The organism is Methylomonas sp. PHL2-19 (assembly GCF_059331595.1).
The window spans coordinates 3,117,743-3,139,431 of sequence record NZ_CP196839.1 but is presented as its reverse complement, the minus strand read 5'-3'; the positions used below and the strand labels follow the sequence as shown (position 1 = coordinate 3,139,431).

At 49.3% G+C, this 21,689-nt stretch carries 25 protein-coding genes; 19 read left to right on the top strand and 6 right to left on the bottom strand.

Annotated elements, in window-relative coordinates; translation table 11 throughout:
- Positions 1-161: 161 nt before the first annotated feature.
- The 14 genes from ACR02O_RS14380 (at position 162) to ACR02O_RS14315 (ending at position 10,116) form a co-directional block, all read left to right on the top strand.
- Entirely contained in the window at positions 162-512 is a 351-nt protein-coding gene (locus ACR02O_RS14380; RefSeq protein ID WP_494521906.1) for a flavodoxin domain-containing protein, read from the top strand.
- A gap of 40 nt (positions 513-552) precedes the next feature.
- Positions 553-1,593: an alpha/beta fold hydrolase gene (locus ACR02O_RS14375; RefSeq protein WP_494521905.1), complete on the top strand. Its 1,041-nt coding sequence runs from the start codon at positions 553-555 to the stop codon at positions 1,591-1,593.
- A 66-nt stretch (positions 1,594-1,659) separates the two neighbouring features.
- Positions 1,660-2,529: an AraC family transcriptional regulator gene (locus ACR02O_RS14370; protein WP_319960792.1), complete on the top strand. Its 870-nt coding sequence runs from the start codon at positions 1,660-1,662 to the stop codon at positions 2,527-2,529.
- 398 nt (positions 2,530-2,927) lie between these two features.
- Entirely contained in the window at positions 2,928-3,206 is a 279-nt protein-coding gene (locus ACR02O_RS14365; protein ID WP_494521904.1) for a type II toxin-antitoxin system RelE/ParE family toxin, read from the top strand.
- A complete protein-coding gene (locus ACR02O_RS14360; RefSeq protein WP_494521903.1) occupies positions 3,203-3,505 on the top strand; it encodes an XRE family transcriptional regulator in 303 nt (100 codons plus the stop codon). The genes ACR02O_RS14365 and ACR02O_RS14360 overlap by 4 nt, the downstream gene beginning before the upstream one ends.
- A gap of 246 nt (positions 3,506-3,751) precedes the next feature.
- Positions 3,752-3,976, top strand: a complete 225-nt coding sequence (locus ACR02O_RS14355; protein ID WP_494521902.1) for a DUF6290 family protein — start codon at positions 3,752-3,754, stop codon at positions 3,974-3,976.
- Positions 3,960-4,232 carry a type II toxin-antitoxin system RelE family toxin gene (locus tag ACR02O_RS14350; RefSeq protein WP_494521901.1) on the top strand — a complete coding sequence of 91 codons (273 nt, stop codon included), beginning with the start codon at positions 3,960-3,962 and terminating at the stop codon, positions 4,230-4,232. Before ACR02O_RS14355 ends, ACR02O_RS14350 begins: the two co-directional genes overlap by 17 nt.
- 98 nt (positions 4,233-4,330) lie before the next feature.
- Positions 4,331-5,032, top strand: a complete 702-nt coding sequence (locus tag ACR02O_RS14345; protein ID WP_494521900.1) for a helix-turn-helix domain-containing protein — start codon at positions 4,331-4,333, stop codon at positions 5,030-5,032.
- A 4-nt stretch (positions 5,033-5,036) separates the two neighbouring features.
- Positions 5,037-5,720, top strand: coding sequence for a dTMP kinase (gene tmk / locus ACR02O_RS14340; protein WP_494521899.1), 684 nt, complete (start codon positions 5,037-5,039; stop codon positions 5,718-5,720).
- Positions 5,717-6,637: a hypothetical protein gene (locus tag ACR02O_RS14335; RefSeq protein ID WP_494521898.1), complete on the top strand. Its 921-nt coding sequence runs from the start codon at positions 5,717-5,719 to the stop codon at positions 6,635-6,637. The genes tmk and ACR02O_RS14335 overlap by 4 nt, the downstream gene beginning before the upstream one ends.
- The gene (locus ACR02O_RS14330; RefSeq protein WP_494521897.1) at positions 6,630-7,283 is read left to right on the top strand and encodes a hypothetical protein; all 654 of its coding nucleotides are present in this window, start codon (positions 6,630-6,632) and stop codon (positions 7,281-7,283) included. Before ACR02O_RS14335 ends, ACR02O_RS14330 begins: the two co-directional genes overlap by 8 nt.
- Before the next feature lie 341 nt (positions 7,284-7,624).
- Positions 7,625-8,239 (top strand): hypothetical protein, encoded by a 615-nt coding sequence (locus ACR02O_RS14325; protein WP_494521896.1) that lies wholly within the window; start codon positions 7,625-7,627, stop codon positions 8,237-8,239.
- Between the two features lie 112 nt (positions 8,240-8,351).
- Positions 8,352-8,981: a TetR/AcrR family transcriptional regulator gene (locus ACR02O_RS14320; protein WP_494521895.1), complete on the top strand. Its 630-nt coding sequence runs from the start codon at positions 8,352-8,354 to the stop codon at positions 8,979-8,981.
- A gap of 1 nt (position 8,982) precedes the next feature.
- Complete coding sequence (locus ACR02O_RS14315; protein WP_415878158.1) at positions 8,983-10,116, top strand: methyltransferase; 1,134 nt, start codon at positions 8,983-8,985, stop codon at positions 10,114-10,116.
- A gap of 193 nt (positions 10,117-10,309) precedes the next feature.
- Here ACR02O_RS14315 and ACR02O_RS14310 read toward each other — a convergent pair whose 3' ends face one another.
- Positions 10,310-10,630 (bottom strand): hypothetical protein, encoded by a 321-nt coding sequence (locus ACR02O_RS14310; protein WP_415878157.1) that lies wholly within the window; start codon positions 10,628-10,630, stop codon positions 10,310-10,312.
- A gap of 230 nt (positions 10,631-10,860) precedes the next feature.
- Between ACR02O_RS14310 and ACR02O_RS14305 the strand changes: the two genes are divergently transcribed.
- Positions 10,861-11,145, top strand: a complete 285-nt coding sequence (locus ACR02O_RS14305) for a hypothetical protein (protein WP_133120677.1) — start codon at positions 10,861-10,863, stop codon at positions 11,143-11,145.
- Positions 11,146-11,239: 94 nt separating this feature from the next.
- Here ACR02O_RS14305 and ACR02O_RS14300 read toward each other — a convergent pair whose 3' ends face one another.
- Complete coding sequence (locus ACR02O_RS14300; protein WP_033156179.1) at positions 11,240-11,479, bottom strand: hypothetical protein; 240 nt, start codon at positions 11,477-11,479, stop codon at positions 11,240-11,242.
- Between the two features lie 238 nt (positions 11,480-11,717).
- Here ACR02O_RS14300 and ACR02O_RS14295 point away from each other — a divergent pair, with 238 nt between their 5' ends.
- Entirely contained in the window at positions 11,718-13,109 is a 1,392-nt protein-coding gene (locus ACR02O_RS14295; RefSeq protein ID WP_494521894.1) for a glycoside hydrolase family 30 protein, read from the top strand.
- Between the two features lie 6 nt (positions 13,110-13,115).
- Here the strand turns inward: ACR02O_RS14295 and ACR02O_RS14290 are convergent, their stop codons facing one another.
- On the bottom strand, positions 13,116-16,283 hold the full coding sequence (locus ACR02O_RS14290) for a hypothetical protein (RefSeq protein ID WP_494521893.1): 3,168 nt from the start codon (positions 16,281-16,283) through the stop codon (positions 13,116-13,118).
- Positions 16,280-16,507, bottom strand: coding sequence for a hypothetical protein (locus tag ACR02O_RS14285; protein WP_494521892.1), 228 nt, complete (start codon positions 16,505-16,507; stop codon positions 16,280-16,282). The genes ACR02O_RS14290 and ACR02O_RS14285 overlap by 4 nt, the downstream gene beginning before the upstream one ends.
- Positions 16,508-16,787: 280 nt before the next feature.
- Here ACR02O_RS14285 and ACR02O_RS14280 point away from each other — a divergent pair, with 280 nt between their 5' ends.
- On the top strand, positions 16,788-17,291 hold the full coding sequence (locus tag ACR02O_RS14280; RefSeq protein WP_494521891.1) for a sigma-70 family RNA polymerase sigma factor: 504 nt from the start codon (positions 16,788-16,790) through the stop codon (positions 17,289-17,291).
- 6 nt (positions 17,292-17,297) lie between these two features.
- Positions 17,298-18,263 carry a FecR domain-containing protein gene (locus ACR02O_RS14275; RefSeq protein ID WP_319960804.1) on the top strand — a complete coding sequence of 322 codons (966 nt, stop codon included), beginning with the start codon at positions 17,298-17,300 and terminating at the stop codon, positions 18,261-18,263.
- A gap of 27 nt (positions 18,264-18,290) precedes the next feature.
- On the opposite strand, the gene vapC is transcribed toward ACR02O_RS14275, so the two are convergent.
- Together vapC and ACR02O_RS14265 are read right to left on the bottom strand one after the other, a co-directional pair.
- The gene (vapC, locus tag ACR02O_RS14270) at positions 18,291-18,680 is read right to left on the bottom strand and encodes a type II toxin-antitoxin system VapC family toxin (protein WP_319960805.1); all 390 of its coding nucleotides are present in this window, start codon (positions 18,678-18,680) and stop codon (positions 18,291-18,293) included.
- Positions 18,677-18,871 carry a type II toxin-antitoxin system VapB family antitoxin gene (locus ACR02O_RS14265; RefSeq protein ID WP_033156185.1) on the bottom strand — a complete coding sequence of 65 codons (195 nt, stop codon included), beginning with the start codon at positions 18,869-18,871 and terminating at the stop codon, positions 18,677-18,679. Before ACR02O_RS14265 ends, vapC begins: the two co-directional genes overlap by 4 nt.
- Positions 18,872-19,136: 265 nt before the next feature.
- Here ACR02O_RS14265 and ACR02O_RS14260 point away from each other — a divergent pair, with 265 nt between their 5' ends.
- Positions 19,137-21,560 carry a TonB-dependent siderophore receptor gene (locus tag ACR02O_RS14260; RefSeq protein ID WP_494521890.1) on the top strand — a complete coding sequence of 808 codons (2,424 nt, stop codon included), beginning with the start codon at positions 19,137-19,139 and terminating at the stop codon, positions 21,558-21,560.
- Positions 21,561-21,689: the final 129 nt, after the last annotated feature.

Genomic DNA, 21,689 nt, shown 5'->3' with positions numbered 1-21,689 from the left:
CTTTTCCCCACGCCTAACATCGAGAGATTGCATGAGCGAATTTAAAGGCGTCTGCATGTGCGGAGCGGTTCAATACGCAGTGAAATCCGAGCCGCGTCTGTCTTTTTTATGCCAATACAGGCAGTGTTAACGAATCACCGGCACAGGCCATTCGGCCGAATTTGTTGCATCGGCACAAGACACAATACGAATGGGTGAGGCGAAATTTAGCGATCCTGATCAACAAACCCAGCGCGTTTTTTTCGGTCAATCTGACGGCGCGAATGCCTGATAAAAATCGACCGGAAACCAATCCTTACATCAGGAAGTTTCTGAAAAAATCCGCTTGGCAGCCTTTTGAGTTGGCGGTCTTTGCCGGAAAAATTGACTATGCAAGTTGTCGTTTCTTAGATGGACATATCATCCGTTGCATCATGTGGATAACTAACGGACTCACTAATCCCAATATCGCAATTAAGTTTACCGACTGGGCGAGCGTGAATGCATTCGCAAAACGTATCTGTCATATGTAGGTGGTTCCATTGTTCGCAATCCATTATCTCGTTGGCTGACATGACATTCGTTTTATCGCGGCGTATGCGTTACTTGCTCTTCAGTTTGACCATCGGCAGTCTCGCCTCGCTCACGGGCACCGCTTATCAAGCCAAAAGAACCGCAGCCGACCTGGCCGCATTCCCGCCGCCAGGACGCATGATTTCAGCGAAAGGCGTGAATCTCCATCTCTATTGCCTGGGCTCCGGTTCGCCAACGCTGGTTCTCGAAGCGGGCCTCGGCGAAAACGTGTTGAGCTGGTACCCGGTTCACGCCAAGCTGGCCCAGACCATGCGCGTTTGCGCCTACGACCGCCCAGGCCTGGGTTGGAGCGATTCGATAGCCGCTGCCATCCAGCCGGAAGAAGTGGCTGAAAACCTGCACGGCTTATTGCACAACGCCGGCATTGCCCCTCCGTTTGTGCTGGTCGGCCATTCGCGGGGCGGAATTTACGTGCGTGCTTTCTATCAGCGGTTTCCCGAACAGACACAGGGTATTGTTCTAGTCGATTCGACGCACGAGCAAAGCCCCATGCACCAGTATCCCTACGCCGTCTGGGATTATCGGAAACAAGCCCTGCAAATCGCAATTGCGGAACCGTTGTCGCGGCTCGGTATCGTCAGGCTGCTGGGCATCGCCGATGCCGACCGCAGGCCATCTCCGCTACCGGCTGAAATCCTGGCTGCGAAAACCGCGATACAAAACCGCACCGATACCGCTCATGCGGTAGTCAATGAAATCGCCGTGATGCGCCAAGGACTTGATCCGACGACACCGCCGCCACGCAGCTTAGGTAATCTTCCGTTATTGGTGCTAACCGCCGGCAATCTGGTGGATTTGGCTATAGTCGCGCGCAAAGCGGAGGGAGCGGGTAAAGATGTCGAAGCGGAAAAGGCGCTTGCCGAAATTCAACAGGCCGAACAGGATGATCTGGCCCGTCTGTCCCGCCGTTCGCGGCATATCATCGTCAGCAACAGCGGCCATTTCATCATGCACGATCAGGCCGATGCATTCGTCACCGCAGTGCGCGAATTTGTTTTAGATATGCCTCTGGTCGATTGAGCACGTTGAGTCAGGCGAGATGATTCTGCGCTTGTTACAGTAGCGCTCGATTGAGGAGGTATGAAAGTGGATGATAAAACGGCCAGCGCGGCCTATGCCATGCGCTTCGATAGGATTTTCGATTACATTGACAAGCATCTGTTCGAGCCGGTGTCGGTCAATGAACTGAGCAAACAGGCCAATTTTTCCCGGTTTCACTTTCAACGGCAATTCTCCGCTTACACCGGGCTGAGCACGACGCGCTACATTCAGTTATTGCGTTTACGCAAAGCGTCTTACCAACTAGTGTTTCAGGAGCAGCGCAGCATTACCGATATTAGCTTGGACGCCGGTTTCTTAAATGCGGAATCGTTCTCCCGCGCATTCAAAAAGTGCTTCGGACAAACGCCTACTCAATTTCGAAAGCACCCAGCATGGCAGCCTTGGAATGAGCGCATGCTATTACCCAAACGCATAAGGAGTCCCCAAATGAACGTCAACATCGTCGAATTTTCAGAAACCACAATAGCCGTCTTGGAGCACCGTGGCCCGCCCAGCCTGATAATGGAGTCGGTCAGAGGCTTCATAGACTGGCGCAAACAGAGCGGCTTGTCGCCGATCGCCAGCAGTCGGACGTTTGGTATCGCGTATGACGACCCGGCTGTCACGCCCGCAGAGTCATTCCGATTCGATGTATGCGGTGAGGTCAAGCAACCCGTGCCGGAAAACTCGCAAGGGGTGATCAACAAATTGATTCCGGGAGGACGTTGCGCCGTGGTGCGCCATATCGGTTCAACCGACCGTATCAGCGACAGTGTTTATTACCTTTACCGGGAGTGGTTGCCGGATAGCGGAGAGGAATTGCGGGAATTTCCACTGTTTTTTCATTACATCAAACGGGTGCCTGAAACGCCCGAACACGAACAGATTACGGATGTATATCTGCCTTTGGTGTAAACGAAAGCGGTCGAATAGTTGATCCATGGTAAAACTCAGCCGCGCAGGGCGCATTAGCTTTAGAGTAGTGCGCCGAAACGTTAATGACCAACATACGGCGCAATACGGCTACACCCATTAACGCCCTACGATTGCGCCTTAAGGCCTTGGGCGAAGTGCGAACCGGTGACGGTATCAATCATCCGGCGGATCGGTAGGGTGATAAAGTCCTATCGTCATGGAGTTTTTAAATGCCGAACAGTCGCCGGCATACGGTCAACCGCGATAACGGCTATCGAATGTTTCGGAGAGTCAATCTTGTTGTTAAGTACCAATTTTGATACGCTACCTCGATGAATCCAATCCTTTCTGTTAGATTTTTTGCAACGGATGCCGGAAGTGAGCCCGTTAGAGAATGGTTGAAAGGATTATCCGCTCAAGACAGAAAAACGATAGGCGAAGATATTAAAACGGTGCTATTCGGCTGGCCTCTCGGTATGCCGTTAGTCGATCATCTTGACGGCGACATTTGGGAAGTCAGAATTAAGCTGGATAACCGGATAGCCCGCGTTCTGTTTGTCATCGATAAACAGACGATGATTTTGCTGCATGGTTTTATCAAGAAAAGTCAGAAAACACCGAAAGCGGAAATCGATTTCGCAAAACAAAGACTGAAAGCATTACGAGGTAAGCAATGAACACTAACCAAGAAGAAAACTCTCATATCGGTAGCAGCTTCGACGACTTCCTAAGCGAGGAAGCCATCCTTGATGAAGTGACAGCGGTAGCGGCCAAGCGGGTCATTGCTTGGCAAATATCGGAAGGCATGTCGGCGCTTAAACTCAGCAAAACGGCAATGGCCAAAAAAATGCACACCAGCAGGGCTTCGCTTAATCGCTTGCTGGACGAAGAAGATACCAGTTTAACCTTGACCACCTTGGTGAGCGCCGCCGCCGCGCTCGGTAAAAAGGTAAAAATAGAGTTGGAATCTGTGTGAACTTAGGCGGATTGAGTCGTTGCGGTAGGCTCAAAACCGGCTAAAATTCGTCAGACGAAACGAAAGTGCCTATGGCAAATGTCCAGCCAAAAGCAGGCGTAAGGTATGGTGAGTTTACGAACCGCACCAATCGCGAACGATACCCTAAAGGGCACAAGTGCGGTGTACGCTGTTCAGCGCATCCTATGGCCCTCGGCGTTATACAACGAGACTAAGCGTCTAAAATCACAATAGAGGTAGCAGCTGATGACATTAAATATCGACGACGACACCGCGATCCTGCTCCGCCAGTTGTCCGAGCAGGAACACATTAGCCCCGCGCAACTAATCAAAAATCTCCTTAGTGATTACCTCGAAGACTTGGCCGATGTAGCTGCCGCCGATGCAGCGTTAGCAGAATTGACCAGCGGCAAGGACGATACCATCAGCTTGGCGGAATGGGAGCAACAACTCAATGCGTTGGAGCGTTAAGCTTAAGACGAGCGCCGCCAAAGCCATCAATAAGCTGGACAAACCGGTCCGCGACAGGATCAAAACCTTTCTTGCTCAGTTAGCCGAGCAAGATAATCCGCGCATTAACGGCAAAGCCTTGCAAGGCAAATTGTCGGCCTACTGGCGCTATCGGGTCGGCGACTACCGTTTGATTTGCCAGATTCAAGACGACGAATTAATCGTTTTGGTCGTCGAATTGGGGCATCGAAAAGACATTTATCAGGACAAGCATTAATCGCTAAAATCTATCGCTAACGATGCGATGCAGGTTGTTTACCGCACCCTCCGGCCCTCACCCTATTAGGCTTGCACATGGTAATCCATTGGATTACCATGTGTGCCATTGATCAATATTTTAGAGATTTGTTTATGTCGAGTTTACGAGAAGAAATTTTCTTTGATCTATCCGCAGAGGATGTAAAGAGGATTAGAGGTAAAACAGGAATGACCCAAAAGGATTTCAGCAACACTTTTGGTATAAATATAAGTACTTTGCGTCATTGGGAGCGAGGGGATCGTGTGCCACAAGGAACTGCGGTCGTTCTTTTGAATATAATCGATAAATCTCCAGTAGAGGTATATTCCATACTAGGAGTCAATGAGGGAAGTAAAGTGAATAACTCATCCGAAAAGAAGGTATTAAAAAATGCAATTATAGACGGAAAGTATACAACCCTTGCTGACTTGGAGGAGTCAGGATTTGAATGTCTTGATCAAATAATTATAGCATTAATATCTGCTAATGGATTTCCATATAAAAAAGTTGAAATTATTGACGATGAGACAATTTTCTTTGCCGGTCATGATGCAGATCGACTCAATCAGATTTTAAGCTACAAGCCGGGAATTTCTAAAATACATGGCGATTTTAGAAATGTTTTAGAAAAAACGTATCTCGTTATTTTTGCTATAGAACATGAGCTAAGCGAGGCAATGTATCTTCCTCATGAAATGAGGCAAAATAGAATTTCAAGAGTTATAGAAAATATCGGTGTCGATAATACTTTTTATTCTAACATTTTAAAAAATTGGTAATGTTGTGAAAGGAGTCTTAATTACGGTAGAAGGAATAGATGGCAGCGGAAAAGGCACTCAGGCTGAGATGCTTCTTCAGAGGCTAACTGAAAGATCCATCCCAACTAAGTTATATAGTTTTCCTTGTTATGAAGAAACTTTTTTTGGTCGGGAGATTGGTAGATTTTTACGAGGAGATTTTGGTTCGCTGGAGCAAGTGCATCCTAAGTTAGCATCAATCCTCTTTGCTGGAGATCGATTTGAAAAAAAACAAGAGATTAGAAAAGATCTAGAAGAAGGGTTTGTTGTTATATCCGATAGATATGTTGACTCCAATATTGCTCATCAATGTGCAAAGCTTCCTAGTTGTGATCGCCAGGAATTATCTGATTGGCTTGAAAAGTTAGAATATGAGGTATTTGGAGCTTCAAAGCCGGATGTTACTTTTTTTCTTGATGTGCCTTTAAGTATATCCAAGACATTAGTCTTGAAGAAGAGTCAACGAAGCTATATAGAACAAAAAGAAGATATACACGAGGCTTCATATCATTATTTAGAAAATGTATATGAAACATATATTGATTTGTGTAAAAAAAGACAATGGATAAAGATATGCTGCACAAAAGAATCACATATTCGTGGTATAAATGACATAAATCAAGAAATTTTAAGTTATATATTGGGTAATATTGTAGCGGTACAGTCATGAAAGAAATATTAAGCAAAAAGTATTCTAGGAGGCTTTTTTTTGCCGCTGTAATATTTGTTATTGTCTTTTTATGTGTGCTGCGGTATATCGTTTTGCCTTGTTATGACAAGTCTATACAAACGGGGTTTACTTTCTTTCTGTCAAAACTATCTGAAGGGATAATAGTCTCAATTTTAGTAACCTCTTTTATAGGAACATTTCTATACTTCCTAACGCCTGAGACAGTTAAAAAATCTAGTATTGATATAATTGAACCTAGAGCTTTGCCAGAACTATTTGAAGGCGCTTTTCCTAATACCGAGATATGGTGGTACAAAGGAGGTTGTGGGCGATATTTTCGAACAAAAACCTTACCCGAGATGGCAAGATGGGCCAGAAAAACAAGTCTTACTCGAGAGGTCAAGGCAATAATCCTTGATCCCTTAAATGAAGCGCTTTGTGAAGCTCATGCAATTTATCGAAAAAGTACGGCTTCAGCAGAGCTTGAGAAACGAGTATGGGATTTAGATAAAGTTAGAATTGAGCTATATGCGACTATTATAACGGTTTTGGTTTTTCAGCGCGAGGAACCTATGTTACGTATTAGCTTGGCTTTAGCTTCCCATTATTCGGCATTTCGAATAGATCTTTCTGATGGTTGTGCTATTATTACAAAAGAAGATAGAAAAGCTCCGGCTATAATTTGTAATCGAGAAAGCTATTATTATAAGTCTTATAAGGATGAAATAATACTAAGTGAGAGCCAAAGCAAGAGAGTATCCTCTCTTGTTTCTGGCGACTATGATTTAAGCTCGCTAACCAAAGAAGATGTTAGACTCATATTGAAGCAAGTTAACTTGTTGTTTGATGGCATGACCGATGAAGTCTTGGAAGATATAGCGAAAACATGTAAGGAACAGAATAACCCATATGGATAATCTATTTTGTAAAGTATATTTTGACTTAATAAATTTTCGCAATATTTCAGGTGATATAGAGGATGTATTAATAGGGATAAGAGATAATATTGGATGCTTTTCGCCTATGTGGCATGCATTAGGCTTTGTTCACTGCAAGCTGTATGAAAACGAGAATGGTACACTACGCATTCATATCTGGCCACAAAATAAGAGGGATAATTCGGAGCAAAACTACAAGATACATGATCATATTTTTTCTTTAACTAGTTATGTCCTTTGTGGTGAGATAACAAACAGAAATTACGATATTTCTGAATGGAAATCTCAATATAAACCTTCTCTTCAACTCTACAAAGTAAAATATCACCCAGATGGATCCTCACTAAAACCAAGTGGAAGATGTTTTAGCGTCAAAACAAGTGAAGAGAGTGTAATTCGGAGCAATAATATATACCAGATTGAGCGCGGGGTATTTCATGAGCTTTTTGTTAATGAAGCCGAAGTAACGGCTACACTTGTGGCAACACACCATCATGTCAATGAAGACCCTCAATTGCTTGGTGATCCCGATGAAAAGCTCGATATATTCAGAAATCGAGTCGAATTTCCTCTAGATGAGTGGAGTATTTTGCTAGAGCAATTGCTTGCTAGGCGGGCTAAATAAATGCTAATTAGTAGTTGAATTTGGCCCAGGGCCGTAGGGCGTAATAGGCGATAGCCGTATTGCGCCGTATATTGGCCTTCGATCACCCGGCGCAATGTTCGTTGGTTATTCTTTTCTCGTTCCCAAGCTCCAGCTTGGGAATGTTATCTCGGAAGCTCTGGCTTCCTATCCACATCCAGGACCGTAGGCTGACGGGTTGAATGTAACGAAACCCTGCATTGACGGCATTTATGCTGGGTTTCGCTTTCGCTCTACCCAGCCTACGCTATGTCCGAATCTTCATTGGAGTGGTCTGACCGGAATCGTTGGCCGACAATCAATCGAAACAGGGAGGATTGAACATGCCCATTTTCGAAAAACTCGGCGGCATTGCCATCATCGTGGGATCTTTATTGCTAAGCGCCTATGCCGCCTTGTTCCCAATCTTGCTACCGTTAGGGACTGGGACTTTCGACTATGCCGAGGTGGTACTAAGCCCAGGCTGGGTGCCTTTGGCCCTGATCGCCTTCGCCGGCGTGTTAGCGTTGCTGGTCGGGTTTTATGCGGTTTATGCCAAGATGCGTGACACGGCCGGCGTGCAGGGCGCCGTGGGTTTTTTATTCGTCGAGGCGGCTTATTTGTTACAGGCTTGCAAGGTGACTTGGGAGCTGTTTCTTTACCCCGTCATCGCCCGCTATCCGGAAACCGCCTTTCTGTTGCGCGACGCCGTCATCAAAAACGATCCGGCGGTGTTGGCGTTTAGAATTTCGGCTTCCGCGGCGATTTTGATCGGTATCGTGCTGTTTTGCCTGGCTATCTACCGTTCGGCGCTTTATCCCAAGCCGGCGGCGGCATTGATCTTCGTCGGCGCCGTGGTGTATGCGCTGGGGCCGATGATTTCTGTGTATGTGTCTAATGTAGGGATTTTCATCTTTGCCGTGGGCTGCATGTTGCTTGGGGGGCGCTTGCTGCGCTGACAGTGATCGGCTTACCGTTCAATCAAACCCCGCATCTTGATTGACGGAAACGCTAGGGCGGTTGTGCCGCCGGTGCTAACCTGCCGCCGTCATGGCTTGCAGGAGATTTACGATGAACGATATTCGCGACCCGGTTTACGCGCGTCTGCTCAAGGCGGCGCTGGACTGTTTCCTCGCCGACGAATACCACAAGGTCACCACCCGCGCCATCGCCGACCAGGCGGGCGTTAATGTCTCGATGATCCGCTACTACTTCGGAAACAAGGAAGGCCTCTACGAAGAAATGATCCGCGAGACGCTAAAGCCTCTCTTGGACATGCTTGACAGCGATACGCTGTCCGAGGCCGGTGGTTTCGCCGACTATCTGCGCCTCTATTACGGCACCATGCGCAAGCATCCCGAATTCCCCAAGCTTATCCTCAAGGTGCTAGCCCTCAACCATGGGCCGGGCCGGCGTTTCATCCTGCAGTTGCTGGAACGCGGCCGTAGCGGCGGTGCGCGGCGGCTGGAACAGCTGAAGGCAAGCGGGCAGATCGATATAACGATCAACCCCGACGTGGCGCGGATGGCTTTCGTCAGTCTTGCGATGATGCCGATGCTGCTGAAGGATATTTTCGAGGAACAGATGGGTGAGCAGATGGACGAGGCCTTCCTCGACGAACTCGCTGCATTCAACGGTAAGCTGTTGGCGGCTGGCATGGCTGCGGCGCAAGCGCAAGCGCAAGCGCAAGCGGGAGCGTGACATGACATTCCAAAAGAATGCCGGTGTTGTGCGCCGTTTCGCCAGACTCGCCAAATTCGGCGTCTGGCTGCAAAATTTGCCCAACAAAATTGTGCCGCCGCCTTTCCGCCTGATGCAGATCGGTTCGGTCTTTTGGCAATCGTGGGCGCTGTATGTCGCCGCGCGGTTGGACATCGCTGGCACGCTGGCCGACGCTGAATTGAGTATCGAAACCCTGGCCGAACACGTCGCCGCCGACGCTGATGCGCTCTACCGCTTGCTGCGCATGCTGGCGGCGATAGGCGTGTTCGAGGAAGTCTCGCCGCGTCGCTTCCAAAATAACAAGCTTTCGTCTTGTTTGTGCCCGGATCATCCCCAAAGCGTGCGGGCGATGGTGCTGATGCACAACTCGCCGGAAATGAGCCGACCATGGTTCGAGCAATTGGAGCAGGGCATTCGTAGCGGCGGCGTGCCGTTCGAATCGGCTCACGGGCAGGCGTTTTACGATTATCTGGATGCTAACCCGGAATTCGACCAGCTGTTTGCGCAGGCCATGGATAGCGTAGAAGCCTTGGCCGGGGACAGCTTTGTTACCGATTTCGATTGGTCGCGCTTCGAGCGCATCATCGACGTCGGCGGTTCCAAGGGCACAAAATCGCTTGCCATCCTCAAACTTCATCCGCAGCTCACGGCGTTGGTGGCCGACCGCGAACAGGTTATCCAAGGCACGGCGCAGTTCTGGAAGGAAAAAGGCGAGGGCGCGCTGCTGCAACGCATGCGCTTCGAAGTCTGCGACCTACTGCAAGCCGTGCCCAAGGCGCATAGCGACAAGGATATTTACCTGCTGAGCGCGGTGCTGCATGGCTTCGATGACGACACCTGCGTCACCGTGCTGCGCAATGTCGCGCAAGCTAGTGCAGATAGCCGCGCTGCCATCGCCGTGATGGAGATGGTGATGCCGGATAGTCCGACCGACATCGCTGCAGCCTCATTCGACATGCAAATGTTCGTCAACACCCGCGGCCGGGAGCGAACGCTGGCCGAATGGCGGCGACTGTTCGATGCCAGTGGATTGGTACTTCAAGAGGTGGTGAGCTTGCGAACGTTCGGGAAAATATTGGTGCTGCGGGCGGTTCACAGCACCGGCAAGGCCTGATTCCGGAATTCGAATGGCGCGAGTTCGCCTACGGATGAATTTCGGCAGGCTTGGTCATTTCACGGCCGGACGGCCAACAGCATGTCCGGCGGATGGTTACCGTGGACCTTACCGGCAAGTCTGAAGGCAATCGACGCAGGGAAGGAAAACCTGAACCGCAGGTCAAGCGTTTCTGCTTGATAGGGCTTGTTGCCTAAAGGCCTTTTTCCTGATTTTCTTCTTGGGTTTCGATTGCCGTTGGCTCGGGAGCATAGTCTTTGGAATCGACTTCAGTTTGTTCGCATTTACCCTTCAATAATTCGATAGCGCCGGGCCAGCAGGATGCTTCGACGTAAAATTTGGCATACCAAAGAAAGGCGACGCCGGAGCAGTCCTCATGGACAATCTTTGGCTGTACGCTGACATCGTCTTCATAAACTCTTTGCACTTTGCAAAAGTGAACAGGTTCGGACCAGGCGGTATTCGTTGTTAGAGCTAAAAGAGCTAGGGCAGATATTTTTTTAAGAAACGTCATCTTTTTATCCAAAAATGCTAAAGAGTAGTTTCAATATTCGGCTTTACCATGTTCAAAGTCAAAATTTACATCTGATTTTTTCCGCAAAATACCGAAAACTCAGGGAAGGGAGCTTCTAAAAACCAAAGGAAACGCTATGCTCCGAGACAGGCAGAAGGTTAGAGACTTCCGGGAGACAAGGCGATAATTCAGCAGCGATGGCTTTTCGTCGCAACAAACAGGAAATACAAATGTATTCGTCAGATGATGAAATCGGCATTATCACTGCCTTTGTGGAGCAATTGGAAGAACAGTCCATTCCGCGCGCGTTGGCCGTTAAAAAAAGAGTGGAAGAGGGCGATACGCTAAACGAGATTGAAATCATGCATTTTGAACAAATGCTTTCAGAGGCCAGCACTATGATGCCGCTATTGAAGCACCACCCTGAATATCAAAAGTTGATCGCTGAATTAGCCAATTTGTACAACGATATTTCGGAACGCGCTTTGAGTAACCAGTTAAACGGAAAAACCTAAAAAGCCGACGCGCTGAATATAGATAAGCCGCGATTTAGGTGCACAAAAAAGCCGGGCGTACCCGGCTTTATGGAACTGCAACGCTAAACGGCTGCTATTCGAAAGAAACTTCTTCCAGGCTGGCTAAGCAGCCTAGTCCTCTGGCAAATTCTTGCAATTCGCTCGCCATATGAAAATTAATGATGGAGTTCGTCTTTAGATCCACAACGGCGTATTCGACAATCGTATCGTTGTTTTGCAACCTCGGCTTGTACTTCAATAACTTCTTCGACTCCTTGGCCAGCTTACGATTTAGCCGAGTGGTTAGCGCGCGAATTGAAACCAATTTTTTCATATCCGATCTCCATACGTTAAAACGGAAATCGCAGTATAAGTGATTTTGACGGTTTTATGACATTGCCCAACAAAAAGCCTGAGACCGTGAGCACAATGTGTGGATTGCGCAGTTTTCACGATTGCATTAAACAGGTGGGAAAATTAACTGGCTAGCCTGAGCAAAGTCGATAATATAGCGCCATGCTGTTTGTATTAAATCCGGCGGAACCGCTTCCGCACTAACCATGAGGGCTTTCATGTCTGAGCAAACCAACGCTTTTCAATCACTATCTTCCGAAAGCGAGGGGCGCGAGCCTATAGAGATTTGGCTGACGACTGCCGACCAGCAAGCCTTGTTACAACCACAGACCAGTGGTTTTGGTTTTAACAACCCTCTCGGCGATGTGCCGGTAATAGCGGTCGATACCGGCGATGTTTATCAAACCGTGGAAGCTTTTGGCTTCTCCTTGACCGGCGGCAGCGCCATGCTGATTGCGGCACTGCCCAAGGTCGAACGGCAAGCTTTGTTGCAGGAACTATTTTTGCCTGATGGTGACGGGATTGGTATCAGTTGTTTGCGGCTTAGTATCGGCGCTTCCGATTTAAGCGAGCGGTGCTTTAGCTATGACGACATGCTCGATGGTCAGACCGACATGGAACTGGCGCATTTTGATTTGAATGCCGGCGATATGTACGTTATTCCGCTACTCCAAGACATTCTGGCGCTCAATCCAACTATTCGAATTATCGCCACCGCTTGGTCGGCACCGCGCTGGATGAAGACTAACCAGGCGTTTATAGGCGGCAAGCTTGAGCCCGAATGCTATGCCGTCTACGCGGCGTACTTGGTGAAATACCTGCAAGCTATGCGCGAACGCGGCATCGTGATCCACGCCATCACCCCGCAGAATGAGCCGCTCAATCAAAAAAACGAGCCGAGCATGGTGATGGAAGCGCCGGAGCAGGCTGCATTTATCAAACATCATTTGGGACCGGCCTTGCGCGAGGCGGGATTAGCTGATGTGGAAGTGTTTTGCTGGGATCACAATTGCGATGTCAAAGAGTACCCGTTGACGGTCTTCGCCGACGCCGAAGCTCGGCAGTATCTCAGCGGCTCCGCTTGGCATCTGTATGGCGGTGATATTTCGGTATTATCTGAAATGCATCAGGCTTATCCCGAAATGAAATTGTATTTCACCGAACAATGGGTGGGTTCGGACGGCGAGTTTGGTGGCGATTTAATGTGGCACGCCCGCCACGTGTTGATCGGTTCGTTGCGGCACTGGAGCAGGGCGGTGTTGGAATGGAATTTGGCCTCCAACCCATTTTGCGGCCCGCACACGCCGGGCGGCGAGGCCCGCTGCGTGGGCGCGTTGACGATAGACGGCGATCAGGTCACACGCAATGTTGCTTATTACGTGATTGCCCACGCGGCCAAATTTGTCAGGCCCGGATCCGTGCGGATTGATTCCGGCGCGCAAAACGACTATTTGCCTAACGTAGCCTTCCGCACGCCGGCGGGTTTGATCGTATTGATCGTGTTAAACGACTCCGCCGAGCCGCAAGCCTTTGCTATCCACTATCAAGGCAAAAACGCGCTTGTTGAGATACCGGGCAAAGCAGTGGCTACCTATGTGTGGGCAGCCTAGCGGCATTTAGCCCAGTAGTACATCGACCCGGCGAAATTGCCCTAAACGCAAGGCTTCTGCTGCCGGGCCAGATACACAGGCCGCAATTACAGTTTGTGTCGTGCCGTCCCGGCCAAATAACTGGTATTGAATTGGTTTGACGGCCTCCTGACCAAAGGTATTCCGGCGTCGCGGATTGAGGTAAACCAACAAGGTCGAGCCGAACAGCGTGCAAGTTGCGCTAGCGGCAGGCAAGGTTTCAGGCTCAGCAAACGGCGTGGCAATTTGTGCTTCAGCGGTAAAAAACGCGGCTGCCAACTTTGGTGCCGGTTTAAACGCCAACAGGCCATCCTCAAGTACAAACGGTGTAGCTCCCACAAATAAATGCGTCCACAGGTGTAAAAACTCCACGGTAGCGCCGGATAATCGGGCCACGCAGCCGCGTCCGTGCTGCCGGGCATCGATCGTAAAACCGCTGCTGACCAGAAAGCTGGAGGCTTCGATGGGATTGCGTTTGTATGTTTCCGGATCGTGAAACGGTAGCAAGAGCGTTTCGACGTGGGCGTAAAACTCTTCGACTAAGCCGGCACGCACCATCTCCAGCACAAACTTGTAATGCATGTGTAAAAAGATCGAGCCATTCTCTAGCCAGCCGTAGTTAAAAACCCCGATGCGCCCTAAGTCCAGCGCTTTGTCACCCAAGGGTTCGTTGACCCGGTACATACCCAGTTTGGCATCGTATAAATCCGAATTGTGCACGGCTTGATAGAGGGTCTGCGCCTGCATCGGGTCGGCGATCCGTAAGGCATGCACAAAACCTTCCAGGAACAAAGGCAGCGGCTTTTGCTGAAAGCGCGTCACGGCAATGCCCCCGGTGTCCAGTTCGTGATAGCGCTCTGCCTCGTACGCAAAATAGGTGACTATGCCCTGAGGCGTGCGGGCTTTGTCGATTGCGGCGTCCAGATAATGGGTTACCAAGCTCAGGAAGGCTTGGATTTCACTCAATTCAAGTGCTTGTTCGGCACCGGCAAAACCCATGAATACCTGTTGCCGATACGCTTCTTTCAGCGCGCCGCTTGCCTGCCAGAACAGTTCCGGCGTCAAGTCAGTGCGAGTTAACACCTTATGCAACGCCGTTACAAAGTCGGCCAATTCAAAGGGTACGGCGCACGCGCCCTCCAATTGGTTCAGCGCGCTGAGGGTAAAATCCACCAGCCGCTTTAGCTCGATGGTTTCGTTGACCGACGAACCTAAAATGCCGGGCAAGCCGTTCAAGGCGTCGCACCAGCCGGGCCGGTCCGCTTCCATCTCGATACCTACGCCGGCCGGATCCAGTGTGGCTAATTTGTTGGTAATCAGTGTCAGAATCTTGCCCAACAGCGTGGTGTAAACGATGTCGCCGTGACCGGCTTGCGAACGCACTTGATAGCGGCGCTGCTGTCGCGCATCGATCAATGCCTTTTTCTCCGGGCAATAGCGCACGGCATTGTATTGGCGTACACCGTTTGCGGTGACCACATACTTTTGCGCGCGTGGCACCACTTGATGGGGCGGGTCGAAAAAGCTGTAGGTTTTGTCCTGAAATAAACCGGCCAAGCGATCCGGAAAAATCGCCGCGTAACTGATCAATAAATCCACCAAATAGGTCCAGTGATCCGACCAATAGCCGCGGTCGAATTCAGCATCTTCCACTTCTTGGGCGTGGGCCAAAATGGTCGTCAGGACGTTTTCCGCATCGTCTGCGGTGCCCAGAGTTTCCACCAGTTCCGCGTACTTAAATTCCCTGTGTAATAAGGGTTCCAATGCAGGGAAACGGGTGTAATACGGCGCAAAATTTGCCGGTGCATCCACGACAAACCGCGAGTTGCGCAAAGCACAAGGGTTATAGCCATCCGGCTGAATCAGATTGAAAAAATAGCGAATGTTCTTGGCATCCAAGGCCGGGTCGAAGAACAAATCCATGCGCCGATTTTGCAACACATCGCGAAAATCGCCATTGCCTTCGGAATAGGGCGTGTCCTGCAATAAAAAATCGTTGTAATCGCGTTCCAGATCGCCGTGCTTGCGACCAAACAAATACAAATGCGCGCCGCCCGGCACCGGCATGGAAAAGCCGCCGCGCAAGCCGTTGTCCAGATAACATTGCCGCGCGTGGGCATCGAATAGCGGCTGGGCGGTGGCGGTGAACGCGCGTTGGCTGATGTCGTTCACCAAGCGCCGGTTGGCTGCTCGTTTGCTCTCAAAATAGTTCGGTTGAGCGGCTTCAATCAGAAATTGATCGAAAATCTCGAGGGAACCGGCATGCCCGTAAACCCCGTAAAACACCCGGCTTTCACCGGGCTGCAAAGACAGCTTAAGATGTTGAAACGCCGCCGGCGTTTGATTGCCGCAGACTTGCTCGGCAAAGTCCAAGGGCTGGTCTGAAAAAAATCGCTCCGCTTGCGAAAAATCGCCGGCCAAACCGAAAATCCGCTCGGGATCGACAATGGCTTGATTGTGCTGCCCATCCAAAACGCCTACAAAGAAATTGCAGGCAACCACTTCTTCCACCTGCGGGCTGTCGGTGGGCCAGACTTTCAGCCGGTAAAACGGCCGATTTTCCGCCACGTCCTCCACCCGCATAAAGGCCTCGGAGGTACGGCTCATGAATTTGAGGATCCATTGGTTCATCGCATACGGCAGCACTTGCGGCAAGCCATCGACAATCTCCAGGTTTAGGGTTTTATCGCCGGTGTTGACAATCTCCACCCGCCGCAGTAACCCAGCCACCGGCGCTTCGGCCAAGGTGAACACATCCGCACGCAATCGAAAGCTGAGCTTAGGGTTAATTTCCTCCACGCCCACCTCGTGCGGTGTCACGTGAAGACGTTGCTTCACCTCCAGCTCAGCACCACGTTGAAACGGCTCGTATGCGCGAGTATGCTGGCCGTCGTCAATTTTCAAAAATGTGCGAAACCCGCGCGATGGCGTCAGTTGGTAGGCTTTGTCCGCCGGGAAAAACTCTAAAAAAGCCCCGTCCTTATTCCTCACCCCAAAACTGGCGACAGCTTGGCCGCGATTGACGTAAAACACCCAGGCCGGACGTCCATGCATGCCGGCAATCCCCGGCAGAAAGCTGGCGAAGGGGGCGCAGTCGTTATACCGTTCGATGACAAAGCATTGGTCACCGGCGAAGAAATAGCGGGGCTGATTCATGGGGATACCGTTGTTTTCGGGATTGAAAGTACTACAACTCTAGCAAGCGTTTTGCTAAGTGCCAGCATGGTTCCTACGCCGCGACAGTTCGCTTTGAAAAAGAAGGCCAATGTGTGCAGACTGCATGCTTTAACAACCGGCAGAGCGCTTAAACAATTAAACTGCGTCATATGCCATAAACCAATTCGGTCAAATCCCGCCAAAGCTGTCTTTTCTTCGCTCATGTATCAAGGAAAATCGTTGAGCCACAGTTAACACCGCGGAAAGTCCCCCTGTAAGCCGTTGAAATAAAATAATAAGCCAATAGACGACGCACAGGGGCGGTGCAAAATCCTAATATTCGGCCCTAAATTTGCTTTATTTATAGGTTTTTCTAAGAAATAGCGCGTCTGAATTGGCCCTTACCCCGATTGTGGCAACCTCCATGAGCACACAACACACTGTCCGCCCCTGTTTATTCTTCATTGGATTTACACTCATTTTGCACGCTGAAGGACATAAATCATGACAGCCACAATAATGCCCGACAAAGGGTTGGCTGAGTTCTACCAAGAGCATCATTCCTGGCTGCTCGGTTGGCTAAACCGCCGCGTTCAATGCCGCTTGCAGGCCGAAGACCACGCGCACGACACCTTCATGCGCGTCCTCACCGCACAAGACGTGCAAGCCATTCGCGAGCCGCGCGCCTATCTGACGACGATTGCCAGAGGCTTGTTGATCAATCAGTGGCGCCGTTCTGCTATCGAACAAGCCTACTGGGATTCCGTGGCGGCGTATCCGGAGCCCTTGGCGCCATCGCCCGAAGAGCATGCCATCATCCTCGCCACCCTACAGGAAATCGATGCCTTGCTGGACGAACTACCCGCCAAAGTCCGTAGCGCATTCTTGCTGTCGCAACTGGATGGCTTAACTTATGTACAGATAGGGCAACGCTTGGGGGTTTCCGATAGGATGGTGAAAAAATACATGGCCCGAGCGATGTTGCATTGCCTGACCGCCACACTATAAACAATCATGGCCAAACGACATCATCCAGACATTCACCCCCGCATCCTGGCAGAGGCAGCGGAATGGTTTGCGGTATTGGAATCAGGCGCTACCAGTCAAACTGAACAGCAACAATGGCAGGCTTGGCTGGCGTCGCATCCTGCGCATCGGGCGGCTTGGTCTCGGGTGGAATTTTTTACCCATAAATTCGATGGCCTGCCCACGCAAACCGCAGCGGCGGCCTTAGGCTCGCCGGATATGCAGCGCCGTCAGGCTCTTAAAAACTTGGTGATTTTGGCTGCGGTAGGCTTGTCCGGCTTTGAGTTGTGGCGGTCCGATTATCTGAGAGGGTGGCGAGCTGATTACCGAACCGGCATAGGCGCCACGCGCAGCCTTAGCTTGGCGGATGGCAGCCGCATCGAGATGGATGCGGCCAGTGCTATCGACGTTGACTTTTCAACTGACTTGCGCAGAATCCGCCTGCTAAGCGGCGAAATTTATATTGAAACCGCACCGGACAGCAACGGCCAGCATCGCCCGTTCGTCGTAGATAGTGCGGAAGGTCGGGTTAGGGCAATTGGTACCCGCTTCAGTGTTCACCAACAACATGAAGAAAGCCAAACCAGTGTCTACGCCGGTGCCGTGGAGATCACCCCAAGCGGCCCCGGCGCCAGTCGCCAGACCTTAAGCGCCGGACAGCAAGCCCAGTTTAACGCCCAAGCCATCGCCCCCATTCAACCCACCGAACTCGATCAACCGGCCTGGACCCAAGGCTTTTTGTTGGCGGACAATCAGCCACTCGGCGAATTTGTGGTGCAACTCAATCGCTATCGCCATGGCTACATCACCTGTGCGCCGGAGATTGCCGAACTGCGCATCGTTGGTGCCTACCCCATTCACGACACCGACCGGATTCTAGCCGAGCTGGAAAAAACCTTGCCGGTCAAAGTCTCGCAAGTGTCGCCGTTGTGGGTGAGGATTGAGCGGCGTTGAGTTTTGCGCTGGCGGCCCATGGCAGGCTCAAATAACCTGCAAGCCCAAAAGCTGTTGGAATGGCAGAAAATCCTTATCCGAATGCAACAATGGCATCTGCTTTTCAATACAGAAAGTAGCAATCAGGGTGTCGATGGTTTTGCGAATGGTGATACCTTGCTTGCGTAGACTTCTAAAATTTTCCGCACTCTTTAAACTAATCTCCCTACCGAGCATTGTGTGTATGGGCAAAGCACATAACATCGCTTTTGCGGTTTGGTAATCCTGATCGTTGCGAAAACCCTGCAACACTTCCATCAAAATCAAATCACCCGTGCAGACAGGCTTTGCACCTAGCAAACCGTCCAGTTTTTGGGTAGCGATGGTTTCCGTGCCGTTGAAATAATCGATCCAAACACTGGAATCGACCAAAATCACCGCTCAGCCCGCATTTGATCTAAATCGCCTTCCCACTTTAATTGACCTTTCATTTTTTTGATGGCTTCCTGCTGCTTTAGCATCAATAAAGTTTTTAAGCCCTGTTCGACCGCTTCGCGCTTGGTTTTAATGCCTGTCACGCTTAAAACATCGGCCATTAGCGCTTCATCAATCATGATATTGGTCCGCATCGGAATCTCCGTGTGTATGATTTTTGAAAATCATACATCACAACTAGCGATTTGTCTCCGCCCATAATATTTACCAGGCAAACCGCGCAGTTGAACAATGATGCACGGAGAAGCCTATAAAAAGCATAGGTTCCTAACAGTTTGATTATTAACAACATAAAAAAATAATTGCAAATAATCGAAAAAAATTCACTTTTGCGGTTCCCTTTTTTCCGTTTCGATTGGCAAGTGAATTGAAACCTAAACAAACCAAGGGAGTGACCCCATGTCCAAGCGAAAACCCAAGCACCACATCGACAAAACCAGCAGCAGCGTGCAACAGACCATAACCGGTTTGGTGCTGGCAACCTCGCTGGTGGCCATGCCCGCGCTTGCCGCCGAACCCGCCGGTGCCGAGCGCAGCTATCACATCAGCAGTGGTACCTTGAGCCATGCGCTAAGCCAGTTCGCCGGCAACGCCGGGATTATGCTTTCGGCGGATGCCCGATTGACCGACGGCAAAACCAGCCAGGGGCTGGAGGGCGAATTTACCGTAGAGCAAGGTTTACAGAAGTTGTTGGTGGGAACTGGTTTGACCTACACGTTTACGGCGGGTGATGCGGTGGCGATTAAAGTGGCGGAATCGTCTGCTGACGTATCGACATTGCCGGCGGTGAGGGTGGAGGGGAAGGCGGTTTATAATGAGGCTGATCCGTACAACCAAAGTTACAACCGCACATCAGCCAGCGCAGCAACCAAAACCGACACACCACTTATGCAGACGCCGATGTCGGTACAAGTTGTACCCAAGGCATTAATGAACGATCAACAAGACATTCGTATCGAGGACGCTTTAACTAAAAACGTCAGCGGCGTGCAAAGAACTATAAATGATTCTGATCTCTACGAGAACTTCGCAATCCGAGGATTTACCACGGAATCCAATATATATCGAAATGGCTTGAGGCGAGCACTAAGCTTTACCGACCCAGCGAATATTGAACAACTTGAGGTATTAAAAGGCCCGTCTGCTGTTCTATATGGCCGTATAGAGCCTGGCGGCATGGTTAACTATGTAACAAAAAAACCACTGGCTACTCCTTATTACTCATTGTCTCAACAATTCGGTTCTTATGATCAGTATCGGACAGTGGTCGATGCTACCGGGCCTATCGACCAAAAAGGCACGCTGGGATACCGTTTTAATGCGGCTTATCAGGAGATGGGTTCATTTAGAGATTTTATCCAAAATGACCGTGTTTTTATCGCACCGACATTGAGCTGGAAACCTAATGATCGATTTGAGGCTAATCTTGATTTGGAGTACAGGCATGAAAACCGTGTCAATAATTATGGAATACCAATAATTGGCGGTAAACCTGCCGATATACCGCTGTCTAGGTATCTGGGCGACGCCTCAAAAGGCCCGGAAATGGATTCAACACTTGTCGCTTACGATTGGACATTCAGTTTTAATGACGACTGGAAAATAAAAAATCGATTTTTGTGGGAAAACTTTGATAATAATTTATATGACACACCCCCATCAGGTTTAGATACAAACACAGGTGATTTGAGTCGCTTTTTAATTACTGGAAAAGCAAATCAAGAAACCTATGCAACTAATCTCGATTTATTAGGTAAATTTCAATTGTTGGGCACCAAGCATGATGTTTTGATTGGCACAGATTTTAATCATACCTCATTTGAAGAGTTAAACGGCCGCTTTACCTTTGGAGTACTTCCATCCATCAATATTTACAAACCTCAATACGGTCAGATTGATCAAAATATGATTAATAATTTACCGTTCGATGACAATTTTATAAGAAAAGAATCATGGTACGGTATTTACTTCCAGGATCAAATAACCCTTTGGGATAAATTACATATTATGGGTGGCGGTCGCTATGATTGGGCACAAAGGGGTTCTGGTGGGGGTGGCACGCCAGAAAAGGCAAGGGAACATTATAACGATTTGGAGAACCAAAAGTTTAGCCCACGAGTCGGCATTCTCTATCAAGCTTTCGACTGGCTTTCGGTGTATGGCAATTATACCGAATCTTTGGGCACACAAAATGGCGGTCGCTCACGCTCAGGTCAGCAGTTCGACGCACAATCGGGTGAACAGTTTGAAGCAGGATTCAAAACTGAATTATTCGATAAACGATTATCGAGCACTATTGCTTATTATCATTTGACAAAAAATAATCTATTAACAAGCGACCCTACTGATCCTTCTAATATTTATCAAATCGCCGTTGGTGAAGCGCGTAGCCAAGGCATTGAGGTGGATATAAAAGGGCAGATTACTGAGCAATTAAATATGGTGGCTACTTATGCTTATACCGATAATAAAATTACTAAAGATAACAGTGGTTTTGTAAATAATCGCCTTGTAAACATTCCTGAACATCAAGCCAGTCTTTGGGGAACGTATCAGTTAACGCCGCATTTTAAATTTGGTATGGGTGGCATAGCCGTTGGTAGCCGCGAAGGTGATTTTGCCAACACTTTCCAATTGCCTGGATATGTCAGAATGGATGCGATGGCAGCTTATTCCATGCCTGTCGGCAAAACTCGCTTAACCGCACAGATCAACATTCATAATTTATTGGATAAAGAATATTTTGCTGGAAGCAGTAACTCTTTAAGTGTTATTCCGGGAGAACCTTTATCAGCAATGGGCTTATTAAAGCTTGAGTATTAGTGTTGTAAGTTGGATTTTGCGTAAGCCGTAAATCTAAAGCTAAGCTTTATTTGATCGGGTTACGCTCTATCGAGCTAACCCGACCTACGCTTGATTGAATATTTACCTCCCCAAACCCACTAACACTGC